Origin of the sequence: Rhodococcus sp. JG-3 (assembly GCF_000482405.1) — a bacterium.
Classification (GTDB): domain Bacteria; phylum Actinomycetota; class Actinomycetes; order Mycobacteriales; family Mycobacteriaceae; genus Rhodococcoides; species Rhodococcoides fascians.
In genome coordinates, this window is sequence record NZ_KI519398.1 from 1,727,859 (window position 1) to 1,741,668 (window position 13,810).

A 13,810-nucleotide genomic window follows, 5' to 3' on the forward strand; every position below is an offset into this window, starting at 1 on the left:
CGTGTTGTGTAGCAGTCTCATTCGAGTCTGAGCAATTCCGGCGCGCGGCAGGCCGCCCGGGGTTACCGTTGAGTATGGCTGAACGGGGGGCCAAGCCCCAGGTTTCTTTTATAAGACGGACGATGCTGCGCGCAGTCCGGTCGTTGTTCAATCCGCTCCGGCCCGACGACTATCTGTCGATGATCAATCCGCTGTGGACCACTCGTGAGCTCCGCGGCAAGGTCGAACGTGTGGTTCCCGAGGGATCCGAGGCCGTGTCGGTGTACATCCGTCCCGGTTTCGAGTGGCAGGGTCACACGCCGGGCCAGTACGTACGGCTCGGGGTGTTGATCGACGGCCGCTATCACTGGCGGGCGTACTCGTTGACGTCCGATCCGGACCCGGAGGACGGGTTGGTCAGCGTCAGTCCCAAGCTCGTGCCGTCCGGCACGGTGTCGCCGTATCTGGTGGGTACCATCAGAACCGGCGATATCGTCCGGCTCAGCGAGGTCGAGGGTGAGTTCACGATTCCGAGTCCGGTTCCGGACAAGATGGTGTTCATCAGCGCCGGTAGTGGCATCACTCCGATCATCAGCATGTTGCGATCCCTGGATCATCACGACCAGGTCCGCGACGTGGTCGTGGTGCACTCGGTGCACAACCGTGAACAGTTGATGTTCGCGGATACGCTCGAGCAACTGGAAGCCAAGCACGGCGGACTGAAGGTGAAGCTACGTATCACCAGTGACGAAGGTCGGATGAAGGCGTCGGAACTGGACGAACTGGTCCCGGATTGGCGTGAGCGAGAAGCATTCTGCTCCGGTCCGGGCGAGCATCTCGACGATCTGCGCTCGTACTGGAAAGACCAGGGCGAGTCGGAACGCTTCCATTACGAGAGTTTCCAGCCCGTCATCGGCGGTGGAGACGACGCTGGTGAAGGCGGAACCGTGCGCTTCGTCAACAGCGAGAAGGACGTCGAGTGCGACGGCGGCACAACGATTCTCGCCGCGGGCGAGGAAGCCGGCCTGGATTTGACGTACGGCTGCCGAATCGGCATCTGCCATACGTGCGTAGGTACCCTGAGGAAGGGGCGTTTACGTGACCTACGTAACGGGGATATCTCCGAACCTACGGGGCAAGCGGTTCGGATCTGTGTCAACACTGCTGAGGGCGACATCGAAATCGAACTCTGATCTTCCATTCGAACAGGGGAATGTATGTCTATCGACGAAACCACCAGGCGCGTCACCGACACCGATGAGCCGGTGAACCCGCTGGCGCACCTGAGCGACGAGACGATCGCCGAACTCGCCAAGGAGTTCGACGCCATTCACGACGAGGTGTACTCCAGCCTCGGTGACAAGGACCGCAAGTACATCACCTCGGTGATCGCAGCCCAGCGTCAGCTGCTGGTTGCCGGCCGCGTGCTGTTGCTCGGCTCCACCAGCAAGCCGGCGTGGCTGGCCGGCACCGCATGCCTCGGCATCGCGAAGATCCTCGAGAACATGGAGATCGGCCACAACGTCATGCACGGCCAGTGGGACTGGATGAACGATCCGGAAATCCACTCCTCGGTGTGGGACTGGGACACCGCGTCCACCGCCAACTCGTGGAAGCACTCCCACAACTACGTGCACCACACGTACACGAACATTCGCGGCAAGGACAAGGATCTCGGCTACGAGATCATGCGTATCGATCCACGTCAGAAGTGGAGCCCCGTCTACCTGGCCCAGCCGTTCTACAACGTGCTGCTGATGGCGTTCTTCGAGTGGGGCGTCGCCCTGCACGATCTCGACATCGAGGCTATCCGTCGCGGAGAGAAGCCCGTCAAGGAGCTCGTCGAGGACCTAAAGGGCATCGGCGTCAAGGCACGGAAGCAGTTCGTCAAGGACTACGTGGGCTGGCCGCTGATCAGTGCCGGGGCATTCGCGCTGGCGCAGCTCGCCTCGGGTGGTCGTCTACCCGAGAGCAAGAGGTCTCGCCTCGCGTCCAAGCTGCGGGGATCCGCGCGTTTCGGCAAGAACCGCCGGACGGCCGCCCTGTTGGACAGTCGGGTCAGTGGTGTCGAGAGCACGTTCCTCTCGACGGTGGCCGCCAACTTCACCGCCAACATCATTCGCAATGTCTGGTCGAACGCGATCATCTTCTGCGGTCACTTCCCGGACCAGGCATACACGTTCAGCCAGGAAGAGGTCGAGAACGAGACCCGCGGCGGATGGTACGTTCGCCAGCTCGTCGGTGCCGCCAACATCGACGGCGGACCGCTGTTCCACCTGATGAGCGGCAACCTGAGCTACCAGGTGGAACACCACCTGTACCCGGACATGCCCAGCACTCGGTACTCGGACGTCGCGCCGAAGATCAAGGACATCTGCGAGCGCTACGAATTGCCCTACAACACCGGGCCGTTCTTTCAGCAGTGGGGGATGGTCCAGCGGACCATCGCGCGATTGGCCTTCCCGGGTGGCAAGGTTCGGCCGAAGCCGGGCCCCTACCGTCCCGAGGAGAGCTGGCGTCGCAAGTTCGCCGAGGGTGCCACCAAGGACAGTGAGGCCGCCAAGACTCGCGGTCGCGTACCGGCCGAGCACCCCGCGGCGGGACCGGAGCACAACTCCGGTGGCGTCGACGTTCAGCCACCGCCCCGTGGCGACGACTGAGTCTCGTTCCAGGACAGCTGGTAAGAACCGCGGCCACCCGATTTCCGGGTGGCCGCGGTTCTTTGTGTGTGTGTCGGTTGTGGGCCCTTACGCCATGTCGACATCCTTGGTCTCGATCAGTCTCTTGGTGCAGACCAGACTCAGCACCGACAGCAGAGCCAGCATCACGCCGATCGAGATACTGCCGAACGCGGCCGTGAGCGGTGCGGCAAGCATCGGCGGAATCGCGCCACCGAGAACGCCGGCGAGGTTGTAGCCCAAACCTGCTCCGGTGTAACGGAATCGGGTCTGGAAGAGCTCCGGAAGCAGAGCTCCGGTCGGGCCGTACGCAACACCGAAGATCGCGAGCGTCACGCACATGCCGATCACGAACGCGACCGGTGAGCCCGAGTCCAGCAAGGGGAACAGTGCTATCGACCACGGCACCGCGACGATGCACGCCGCCATGATGACCCGACGTCGGCCGACGCGGTCGGAATAGGTTGCCGAGGTGGCGATGGCGATACCGAAGATCACCGCAGCGCCTATCCCGGTGACCAACACGAACGGGCGGTCGAACCCGAGGGTTTTGGTGCCGTAGCTCGTCAGGTATGCGGTCCCCATGTAGAAGAAGGCGAAGAGAGACGCCAATGCGCCTGCCGCAGTGATGATTTCACGCTTCTGGATGCGCCATGCGTCGAAGATCGGCAGTTTGGTCGGTGCCGAGTTCGCCGGAGCGTGCTCCTCGGCGAGCTTGTTGGCTCGAAAGACCGGAGTCTCTTCGATGGCCAACCGCATGTAGAGGCCGATGAGGACCAGAACAGCGCTGAGCAGGAACGGAATTCGCCACCCGTAGTTGAGGAAGGTCTCGTTGGTATCGCCGAACAGCAGGCCGGTGGCGAGGAAGGTCGCACTGGAGAAGATGAACGCGGCCGAGGGTCCCAGCTGCGGGAACATCGCATAGAACCCACGCTTGCCGGCCGGTGCGTACTCGGCCGTGAGCAGCGTGGCACCCGCCCACTCTCCGCCGACGGCAAATCCCTGCCCGAATCTGAGCAGTACCAGAATGATCGGGGCTGCGACTCCGATGGTCGCTGCGCCGGGCAGTAGACCGATCGCGAAGGTGGACACCCCCATCAACAGCAGGGTCGAGATCAGGGTCTTCTTACGACCGATGCGGTCGCCGAAGTGGCCGAACAGCACCGCACCGACGGGCCTGGCGATGAACGCGACGGCGAACGTCGCGAACGACGCCACGGTGCCCGCGGTCGATCCGAGCGCCGGGAAGAAAATCGTGGGGAAGACGAGCGCGGCGGCAGTGCCGTAGATGAAGAAGTCGTAGAACTCGATCGTGGTGCCGATACCACTGGCAACCGCAACTCGGCGGACGCTCGTCTTCGTCTGCACCGCCGGTGGGGTCGGAGTGGCGACGCCCGGATCCTCGGGCGAGACAGCGGTCATGGTTCCTCCGTTTTTGTCGGGTATCGGGTATATGTGCGATACCGAATGCGACGAACGGTAGTGATCCGGGTCACCCGTGGGATACCCCCGAATGGGGGGAACGATGACCGCCCCACCCGAGCTAGTCCCAGTGGGCGGTCTCGACAGCAGCGCGATAGGTGTTCTCGAGAAAGGCGAGCAGAAGTGCGTCGGGGTCCTCGGCGGTGCGGACGGACTCGTACGGAAGTACGTACTCGCCGAGATCACGATCGAAGTACGCGGGGGCGGTGACGGCCGGATGACTGTCGTACCCGTCCGGGTTCGGGTAGGCGTACGCGTAGAACGCGCCCTCCGCGGCCCCGCCCGGCCAGAACCCGGCGCTCGACACCTCGTCGCTGTATGCCTCGTGCATCACCCAGTCGGGACAGTTCGGAACACCACCGGGATGTTGTGGTGCAGGCCTTCCGGAGAATCGTGTGACAGCGAGATCGAAAGCGCCCCAGAAGAAGTGGACCGGGCTGGATTTGCCGCGGAAGCCGGCTCGAAACTCCGAGAACACCCGATCAGCGCTGACGAGCGCTCGCCAGAACTTCTGGACGGCATCGGCGTCGTACGACGCGTGCTCGACGTCCTCGGCGAACGGTGTCGCGTGTGGCAGTTCGACCGGCACTGCCACGATCGGAGCCTCCACGCCGAGCCCGGAGAGCAGATCGGTGTACTCGGCGTAGAAGTCGGCAACGGTTCGAGGCTCGAGCTTCATGGTTCGGCGCTCGCCATCGGTGGTGGCGAGGATCAACTGGTGTGCGAGAAAGTCGAAGCGAATCTCGAGGCCTCGATCGCCGAGTGCCATCAGCGACGTCGTCAGGCCCGAGGCGTCGACGTACAGCGCAACTGCCCACCAGTGGTTGAGCGGAGGAGACAACGCCATTCGGGTCTTGCCGACTATCTGGGTCCACAGTTGCACCGTGTCGCGCGTGTCCGCCCAGCTGTCGACTCGAAGTTCGGGCCACGCGTCGTACGAATTCGTCATATGTCGATGATGCACGGACGAGGGGAACCAGACCATACCTGTGCCGAGATGCCGGGGCAGCACCTCAGGCGCGCCTCAGGGTTCGTCGGTACGGTCGTCGGCAGTTGCGGTACGTCCGCAGCTCGTCAACGTGGAGGTGTCCGAGTTGTCCACCGACTCCAACCGGGGTGTTTTCGACGATGCTCGGGTCGCCGCCACGTACGTGGAATTCATGGGACCCACCGACGGATTTCTCGATCGCGGTGAGGCCGCAGCCTTGGTCGCCGCCGCAGACCTGGCCCGCGGGGTTCCGGTGCTGGACGTGGGTGTGGGGAGCGGCCGCACCACACCGCTGCTGCGATTGCTGTCCGAGCGTTACGTGGCAATCGACTACGCCCCCAACATGATCGACGCTTTCCGGAAGAATTTTCCCGATCTTCCTGCGCACGTCGCCGACGCTCGTGACCTGGCGGCGTTCGAGGACGGTGAGTTCGGCTTGGTCGTCTTCAGCAACAACGGACTCGATACCGTGACCCACGAGCAACGCCGCCGCGTACTGGCCGAATTCGCGCGGGTGACCGACGAGACAGGCGTCGTGGTCTTCTCGACGCTCAATCGAGGTGGCCGGTCGTATCTGGAGAGCCCGTTTCAGTTACGGCGACCGACGACTCGGCCACAGTTCTCGCTGCGAGCACTTCTCGTCGCCGTCGGACGTCGTCTGCTCGATCCGTCTGTGCAGGTGCGCGGTGTGCGGAACTGGCTCGTCAACCGGTCGAAGGCCGAGGATCACCGATCGTGGGCTCTGGCCCCGTTGCAAGCCCATGAATTCGCTCTCGTCATGCACTTCTCGACCCTCGACGACGTCCGCACTCTGGTGGCCGGCGCCGGCCTCGAACTGCTCGCCGTCTACGGCGACGACGGCGAGCGCATCGCGCCGGACCGACACGAGTCCGCGGCCGACAACTTCACCGTCCTCGCGAAAAAACCTGCGCTGGAACGGCAATGACTGCGAGGTACTGAGCTCGGAAGCGCCGAGGTCACAGTCTTTCCAACGCGGCGGTCATCTTCTCCACGGTCTCCGGAGCGACCTTTGCCTCGAAGCCCGCCTTCAGGAACGGGCCCGCAACCTTTGCCGCACCGTTGAATTCGACGTGCGCGTGGTAGTCGATCCGGGTCGACCCGGGGCCTTCGGCCGTCAGCGTGATGTCGTCGACGCTGGTTGCCGTCTTGTTCTTCCCCTCGAGCACGACGTGATCGGGCTCGTCGGTGACCAACGTATACGTCAGTTCGGTAGTGACTCCGAACAACTTCGAGACGTTGTGCCACTGCGTTCCGACGGCCACCGGGCCGTCGGAGACCTGGGTGCAGCTCTCGGTTCCCGGATCCCACGCCGACGCATTGGAGAAGTCGCGCAGGAATGCCGCGGCCTTGTCGAGCGCGACAGCGGCGGTGAAGGTTCGGGTGACGTCGACCATGAGGTTCTCTCTTTCGATGGATCAGTTCTCGACGGTGACGCCGAGGTGTTCTGCGAGACGGCGCATTGTGCCGACGATCTGTTCTTCGGTCACCCTCGGAAAGCCGGCCATCTTTCGGAACTCCGGATCGGTGACGCGGGACCAGTCGTAGACCTGCGTCAGTGCTGTCCTGTCGTGGGCGACCTCCTCGAGTTCCCAGGACCACCGAGTGCCACGGGGTTCCATGCCCTGGCGATTGGGAATCCAACCGATGCGTCGGTCCTGCTCGAACACGAACACGGTGTTCTCCATGACGTACTCGCCCAGTTCCGGTTGATACATATCCATCGCGAAGGTGTCGCCCACCGCGTTCAGCGGCGTCGGATCGATCGCGCCGCGGAGCATGTCCGAGCCATCGACCGCGGCCTGGACCTCGGGATCGGCGAGCGCGGTGAAGACGGAGGCGGGAGGAGCGTCGATCACGCGGCGGACGGTCAGTTCGTCGGTCATGGGGCCACGCTTTCCGGTTGATTACGCTGGCTACGGACTTACCCCCGTCTAAGTGGAAGGAAACTCCTGCCTTCCGACGGTTTTGCATTGCAGTGGACACAGCGACGAAACACCACCGCCACGAGGCATTCGTACAGTCGCCGAGTCGGACTCCGCACACACCAGGTGCGGAGCGCACCTTGCCAAGGGGTAGCCATGAGTGGAAATACCGTCCGCCTGCAGGCGATCAAAGACGTCGAGGCGTACGTGCCGCCTGCGGTCAGCTTCGTCGGAGACGAGAAGCCGGGCGAGATATTCGGTGAGAACGTCTTCAGCAAGGTCGTCATGCAGAAGCGACTGCCCAAGTCGGTCTTCAAGTCGGTGATGGCCACGATCGACAAGGGCAAGAAGCTCGACCCCATGGTGGCCGACGCGGTGGCGTCGGCGATGAAGGACTGGGCTCTGGAGAAGGGCGCAACGCACTACGCGCACGTCTTCTACCCGCTCACGGGGTTGACGGCCGAGAAGCACGACAGCTTCTTCGATCCCGTCGGTGACGGCAGTGCGCTCGCCGAATTCGCAGGCAAGACGCTGATTCAGGGCGAGCCCGACGCGTCGAGCTTCCCCAACGGCGGCCTGCGCAACACGTTCGAGGCACGCGGATACACAGGCTGGGACGTCACCAGCCCGGCGTACGTCCTCGAGAACCCGAACGGTAACACCCTGTGTATCCCGACGGTGTTCGTCTCGATGACCGGTGAGGCCCTCGACCACAAGACGCCGCTGTTGCGTTCGCAGCAGGCGATGGGCGGACATGCCGAGCGCATCCTGAAGCTGTTCGGACACGAGAACATCGAGAACATCGTCTCGTTCTGTGGCCCGGAGCAGGAATACTTCCTCGTCGACCGGCACTTCTTCCTGGCCCGTCCCGACCTGCTCAATGCAGGTCGCACCCTGTTCGGCTCGAAGCCGCCGAAGGGCCAGGAATTCGACGACCACTACTTCGGTGCCATCCCCGAGCGCGTGCTCGGCTTCATGATGGACACCGAGCGTGAGCTGTTCAAGCTCGGCATTCCTGCCAAGACCAGGCACAACGAGGTAGCACCCGGACAGTTCGAGATCGCGCCGATGTTCGAGCGCGGCAACATCGCGGCCGATCACCAGCAACTGTTGATGACGACGTTCAAGACCATTGCCAAGAAGCACGGCATGGAGTGCCTGTTCCACGAGAAGCCCTTCGAGGGTGTCAACGGCTCCGGCAAGCACGTCAACTTCTCGCTCGGCAACTCCGACCTGGGATCGCTGTTGGTGCCCGGCGACAATCCGCACGACAACGCGCAGTTCCTCGTGTTCTGTGCCGCCGTCATCCGCGCGGTACACAAGTACGGCGGTCTGCTGCGCGCATCCGTGGCGTCGGCGACCAACGATCACCGCCTCGGTGCCAACGAGGCTCCGCCCGCGATCATCTCGATCTTCCTCGGCGATCAGCTCGCCGACGTGTTCGACCAGATCGCCAAGGGCGCAGCCACATCCTCGAAAGGCAAGGGCACCATGATGATCGGTGCCGACACCCTGCCCGTACTGCCGACCGATCCCGGCGACCGCAACCGAACCAGCCCGTTCGCCTTCACCGGCAACAGGTTCGAGTTCCGCGCCCCCGGTTCGATGCAGACCGTCAACGGCCCGATGGTCACGATCAACACGATCATGGCCGAGGCGCTCGACTACATGGCGACCAACCTCGAAGCGGCCGTCGCCGACGGCACCGATTTCGACACCGCCGTGCAGAATCTGCTGACCGAGATCATCACCGAACACGGCGCGGTGGTGTTCAACGGCGACGGCTACTCCGACAACTGGCAGATCGAGGCCGAGGCACGCGGCCTACCGAACCTGCGTACGACGCTCGACGCGTTGCCGGAGTTGATTTCCGAGTCGGCGATGGAACTGTTCGAGAAGTACAAGGTGTTCAACCACCGAGAGATGCACTCGCGCTACGAAATCGGGCTCGAGCAGTACGCGTTGACGGTGTTCGTCGAAGCGCGGTTGACGCTGGAAATGGGTCAGACATCGATCCTTCCCGCTGCACTGCGCTACCAGACGGAATTGGCGCAGAACGTCAGTGCGCTCAAGGGCGCGGGCGTCGACGACGTGGACATGACTGCGCTGCACGCAGTCTCGGCTCCACTGTCGGAGCTGCGCGCAGCGTTGGCGACATTGAAGACCGCCCTCGAAGCGAATCCGGGCGGCGACGCTCTGGCCGAGGCCACCCACGCCAAGGACGAACTGTTGCCTGCGATGGCGGCTGTCCGTTCTGCGGCCGACACCCTCGAGGCAATGGTGGCCGACGATCTCTGGCCGCTGCCGACGTACCAGGAGATGCTGTACATCCTGTGAGTGAGCAATGTCTCGGATCGGAATAGCTTCATGGATCTCGGTCGTTCGAGTGATCAGTGGCAAGTACTGTGCACGCACTCGTAAGGAGATAGAGAACCATGAAGTTGTTTTCCCCGTTGACGCTCGGTGACCTGAAGCTCGACAACCGGTTGGTGATGGCTCCGCTGACGCGGGTGCGCTCAGGACGTGACGGAGTGCCGGGTCCGCTGGTGGTCGAGCACTACAAGCAGCGGGCGTCCCTCGGTCTCATCGTCAGTGAAGGCACCTACCCGAGCCATGCGGGCCAGGGCTTCCCCGGTCAGCCCGGTCTGGTGACCGACGAGCAGATCGAGGGGTGGCGCAATGTGGCCGACGCAGTGCATGCCGACGGCGGGCTGATCTTCGCTCAGGTGATGCATGCCGGGCGCGTGACCCACGAGGCGACGACGGGTGGCCGTGAGGTCGTCGGCCCCAGTGCCATCGCCATCGACGGCGAGACTCACACGTACGAGGGAAAGAAGGCGTACCCCACCCCGCGTGCACTGCGGGAGGACGAACTGCCCTCGGTGATTGCCGATTTCGTACAGGCCTCGAAGAATGCGGTCGCTGCCGGTATGGACGGCGTCGAGGTTCACGGTGCCAACGGCTACCTGTTGCACGAGTTCCTCTCGCCCGCCTCGAACCAGCGTGACGACAAGTACGGCGGTTCGCCCGAGAACCGGGCGCGATTCGTGGCCGAGGTGGTCGAGGCCGTGGCCGCGGCGCTCGGAGCCGGCAAGGTCGGCATCCGCATTTCGCCCGAGCACAACATTCAGGATGCGCTCGAGACGGACTCCGACGACGTGCGTGCCACCTACCGCGCGCTGGTCGAGCGGCTCGCGCCGCTCGGTCTGGCGTACCTCAGTGTGCTGCACAAGGATCCGTCGGGCGAGCTGGTACAGGATCTGCGGCAGGCGTTCGGTGGTGCCGTGCTCGTCAACAGCGGCTTCGGTGAGATCACCACTCGCGACGAAGCGCTGTCGCTGCTCGACGACAACGTCGGCGACGCCGTCGTGGTCGGACGCCCGGCAATCGCGAACCCCGATCTCGCGTACCGCTGGCGTGAGGATCTGCCGCTGAACGAGCCGGACCAGAGCACGTTCTACACCGACGGTGCCAAGGGCTACACGGATTACCCGGCTCTGCAGCACTGAGTGCTTCGCAGTGGTGTGGTTATGCGCCTGCGGGCGCGCAGGAGTGGAGCCTGCGGAACGACCGAGAACAGAGCCACACCACTGCGCGGAGCGCACTCAGAAGTCGGCGGTCTTGCGGGCGCGGATCTTGCTGACGATCGAGAACACCACGGCGATGATCATCAGTGCGTAGAGCACGATGGTGATGCCGCTACTGACCAGAATCGACGGGTCGCCCTCGCTGACGGCCAGTGCGCGGCGAAGTGATTCCTCGGCGAGTGGGCCGAGGATCACGGCGATCAACACCGGTGCGAGCGGAATGTCGTAGCGCCGCATCATGAATCCGACGATGCCGAGCCCGAGCATGAAGATCAGATCCACGATCGACGCACTGGACGCATAAACGCCGAGGGCGGCGAACACCGAGATACCCGCGTACAGGTAGTTCTTCGGGATCTTCAGCAACTGCGCCCACAGTGGTGCGAACGGCAGGTTGAGGATCAACAGCACGATCATCGCCAGGAAGAGGCTGGCCAGCAGGGCCCAGACGATGTCTCCACTGCGCTCGAACAGGAGCGGTCCGGGCTGCATACCGTACTGCTGGAATGCAGCCAACATGATGGCCGCTGTCGCCGACGTCGGCAGCCCCAGCGCCAGTAGCGCTCCCATTGCCGTCCCGGCTGTGGAGTTTCCAGCGGCCTCCGGTCCTGCGACACCACGAATGGCACCTTTGCCGAACATCGGCTTCTCGCGTTTACGATCGAGCCGACGCTCGGTGCCGTAGGCCAGGAAGCTCGGCACCTCAGCGCCGCCTGCTGGTATGACGCCGAACGGCACGCCGAATGCCGTGCCTCGCAGCCAGGCCGGCAGTGCGTCGCGGAACTCGGCCCTGCTCAGCCAGGGGCGGCCCTGCGATTTGATCAACGACCGGTCCTCGGGGCGACCGATCTTCGAAGCGATGTGGATGACCTCGCCGAGCGCGAGCATCGCGACGGTGATGACGACGATGTGAATGCCGTCGAACAAGGCAGGTACTTCGAAGGTGAATCGTGAAGCGCCCGACGGACCGTCGATGCCGATCACGGCCAGGGTGAGACCGATCAGCAGTGCGGTCAATCCCTTGAGAGCGGAGTCGGAGACCACCGCGGAGGTAGCGATGAAGGCGAACACTGCTAGCGCGAGGTACTCGGCCGGACCGAAGTTGGTCGCCAACGATGCGAGCGTCGGGGCGAAGAACACCACCAGGGTCGTCGCGACGATTCCGCCGATGAACGCGCCGATGGCCGAGGTGGCCAAAGCTTGTGGGGCTCTGCCGTTCTTGGCCATCCGGTGGCCCTCGAACGTTCCGGCGATGGCGGTGCTGTTGCCGGGGGTGTTCATCAGGATGCCGGAGATGGAATCGCCGAACAGGCCGCCGAAGTAGACACCCGCGAACATGATCAGCGCCGCGGTGGGGTCGAGAGTGAACGTGACCGGCAGCAGAAGCGCCACCGCCATGGCAGAACCGAGTCCGGGTAGCACGCCCACGGCGGTGCCGAGCAGTGCGCCTACGAACACCCACACCAGGTTCATCGGAGTCAGCGCAGTGCCGAACCCGTCGAGAAGATTGCTCAATGAATCCATCGAAAATTCAGCTCCGTCAGAAGATCTGGGCGAGAACGCCGCCGGGCAAGGTCAGGCCGAGGCCCGCGGAGAATGCGATCTGGACGGCGCTCGAGACCAGCAGCGCGACGGCCGCGTCGAACACGTAACGGCGACCACCCAATCCGACCGAGACACCCCAGAAGAGGATGGCACCGGCGAGAACCCAGCCGAGCGGGTCGAGGAGAGCGATGAACACTGCCACCGATCCGACGGTGATCGACAGGGTTCGCCAGTTGCTCACGGTGCCGGTGTGCGGCACGCCGTCGTCGTCGACGCCGCGATCGATGACGTCGGGCTTGACCATGAGTTGGATGGTGACCAACACGGCGACCACGAAGCAACCGCCGGCGACGATGGCCGGAAAGACCTGCGGGCCAGGGGAGGTGGCGGTGGGAGGCACATCCATCGTGATGGTCCCGTAGACCAGGAATGCGCCCAGTGCGACGAGCAATGCCGGAACGATCAGGCCGCTACGGCCCGTCCAGAAGGAGCGGGAGGTTGCGGTGTCGGGAGTCGTCGTTGTCATACCAGCCCCAGCTCTTCCAGAATTCCGGTGATACGTGCCTGCTCGACCTCGAGGAATTCCCCGAATTCGTCTCCTGTGACGACCGATTCCTTCCAGCGGTTTCGTTCGACGGCCGTCGCCCATTGCTCGGTCTCGACCATCTCGGTGACGATGTCGACGAGCGTCTGCCGGTCCTCGTCCGAAATCCCGGGCGGCGCAACGATTCCGCGCCAGTTCACGAGGTCGACGTTGTAGCCCTGTTCGATGAACGTGTCCACGTCGAATCCCTCGAGCGGCTCGGGCGCGGCCACGGCGAGGGCACGCACGTTGCCTGCTTCGATCTGGTCCCGGAAGTCGTTGAATCCACTGACCGCGACGCCGACGGTGTTGGACAGCAGCGACGTGAGTACCTCACCGCCGCCGGAGTAGGCGATGTAATTGATTGCGGCGGGGTCGATGTCGGCTTCCTGTGCCAATTGGCCCGCGACGATGTGGTCGATTCCGCCGAGGGAGCCGCCGCCGATCGGAAGCCCGCCGGGATTGGCCCGCCACGCCTCGATCATGTCGTCGAGGTTCTGGATCGGCGAGTCCTTGGGAACGACGAAGACCTCGAAGTCCTCGGCGAGCTTTGCGATCGGCACGGTGTCGGCCAAGGTGGTGTCGGAGTTGTTGATCGCGATGCCGCCGAGCATGACGGTGCCGGTGATCATCACCGTGGTGGGCTGACCGCTGAGGTTCTCGAGTTGGCTCAGGCCGATGGTGCCGCCGGCCCCTGGAACGTTGACCACCTGCGCGTTGTTGACGATGCCGTCGCTGCGCAGCGCCTGCTGCGACTCGCGCGCGACCAGGTCCCAGCCGCCGCCGGCGGCAGCAGGTGCTATCAGTGTCAATTTGGCTCGGGCGTCGGAGCCGCTGGCACTGCGAGCGGCGTCGATCCCGGCGACGGTGACTGCTCCCACCACCACCAGGGCTCCGGCCGTTCGTAGCAGGGTGGGCGATATCGCCATCAGAGACCTTTCGTGTGGTGTGTCACAGCGTCAGGTTAGATACAGTTTGTCTGATTAGTCCAGTTCACAACATCGAGGTCGATCTTCGGTGGATTC

The 13,810-nt window shown here is 63.8% G+C and carries 12 protein-coding genes; 5 read left to right on the top strand and 7 right to left on the bottom strand.

Translation table 11 applies throughout. From position 1 onward, the window contains the following. Nucleotides 1–74 precede the first annotated feature (74 nt). Both K414_RS0109630 and K414_RS0109635 read left to right on the top strand, forming a co-directional pair. Nucleotides 75–1,172 carry a ferredoxin reductase gene (locus K414_RS0109630; RefSeq protein WP_051365043.1) on the top strand — a complete coding sequence of 366 codons (1,098 nt, stop codon included), beginning with the start codon at nucleotides 75–77 and terminating at the stop codon, nucleotides 1,170–1,172. 24 nt (nucleotides 1,173–1,196) lie between these two features. Continuing rightward, nucleotides 1,197–2,639, top strand: coding sequence for an acyl-CoA desaturase (locus K414_RS0109635; protein ID WP_027495754.1), 1,443 nt, complete (start codon nucleotides 1,197–1,199; stop codon nucleotides 2,637–2,639). An 87-nt stretch (nucleotides 2,640–2,726) separates the two neighbouring features. Here K414_RS0109635 and K414_RS0109640 read toward each other — a convergent pair whose 3' ends face one another. Continuing rightward, nucleotides 2,727–4,079: an MFS transporter gene (locus K414_RS0109640; RefSeq protein WP_027495755.1), complete on the bottom strand. Its 1,353-nt coding sequence runs from the start codon at nucleotides 4,077–4,079 to the stop codon at nucleotides 2,727–2,729. 121 nt (nucleotides 4,080–4,200) lie between these two features. Beyond that, entirely contained in the window at nucleotides 4,201–5,088 is an 888-nt protein-coding gene (locus K414_RS0109645) for a DUF5996 family protein (RefSeq protein WP_027495756.1), read from the bottom strand. Between the two features lie 145 nt (nucleotides 5,089–5,233). On the opposite strand from K414_RS0109645, the gene K414_RS0109650 reads away from it, so the two are divergent. After that, nucleotides 5,234–6,073, top strand: coding sequence for a class I SAM-dependent methyltransferase (locus K414_RS0109650; RefSeq protein WP_027495757.1), 840 nt, complete (start codon nucleotides 5,234–5,236; stop codon nucleotides 6,071–6,073). Nucleotides 6,074–6,104: 31 nt separating this feature from the next. On the opposite strand, the gene K414_RS0109655 is transcribed toward K414_RS0109650, so the two are convergent. Next, nucleotides 6,105–6,542 (bottom strand): SRPBCC family protein, encoded by a 438-nt coding sequence (locus tag K414_RS0109655; RefSeq protein WP_027495758.1) that lies wholly within the window; start codon nucleotides 6,540–6,542, stop codon nucleotides 6,105–6,107. 21 nt (nucleotides 6,543–6,563) lie between these two features. Further along, nucleotides 6,564–7,031 carry an SRPBCC domain-containing protein gene (locus K414_RS0109660; RefSeq protein ID WP_027495759.1) on the bottom strand — a complete coding sequence of 156 codons (468 nt, stop codon included), beginning with the start codon at nucleotides 7,029–7,031 and terminating at the stop codon, nucleotides 6,564–6,566. A 195-nt stretch (nucleotides 7,032–7,226) separates the two neighbouring features. Between K414_RS0109660 and K414_RS0109665 the strand changes: the two genes are divergently transcribed. Beyond that, nucleotides 7,227–9,407, top strand: a complete 2,181-nt coding sequence (locus K414_RS0109665; protein ID WP_027495760.1) for a glutamine synthetase III — start codon at nucleotides 7,227–7,229, stop codon at nucleotides 9,405–9,407. A gap of 98 nt (nucleotides 9,408–9,505) precedes the next feature. Beyond that, entirely contained in the window at nucleotides 9,506–10,579 is a 1,074-nt protein-coding gene (locus K414_RS0109670) for an alkene reductase (RefSeq protein WP_027495761.1), read from the top strand. Between the two features lie 96 nt (nucleotides 10,580–10,675). Here the strand turns inward: K414_RS0109670 and K414_RS0109675 are convergent, their stop codons facing one another. The 3 genes from K414_RS0109675 to K414_RS0109685 are packed head-to-tail and all read right to left on the bottom strand — an operon-like array spanning nucleotide 10,676 to nucleotide 13,714. Next, on the bottom strand, nucleotides 10,676–12,181 hold the full coding sequence (locus K414_RS0109675; RefSeq protein WP_027495762.1) for a tripartite tricarboxylate transporter permease: 1,506 nt from the start codon (nucleotides 12,179–12,181) through the stop codon (nucleotides 10,676–10,678). 16 nt (nucleotides 12,182–12,197) lie between these two features. Further along, nucleotides 12,198–12,728, bottom strand: a complete 531-nt coding sequence (locus K414_RS0109680) for a tripartite tricarboxylate transporter TctB family protein (RefSeq protein ID WP_027495763.1) — start codon at nucleotides 12,726–12,728, stop codon at nucleotides 12,198–12,200. Next, entirely contained in the window at nucleotides 12,725–13,714 is a 990-nt protein-coding gene (locus K414_RS0109685; protein WP_027495764.1) for a tripartite tricarboxylate transporter substrate-binding protein, read from the bottom strand. Before K414_RS0109685 ends, K414_RS0109680 begins: the two co-directional genes overlap by 4 nt. Between the last annotated feature and the right edge of the window lie 96 nt (nucleotides 13,715–13,810).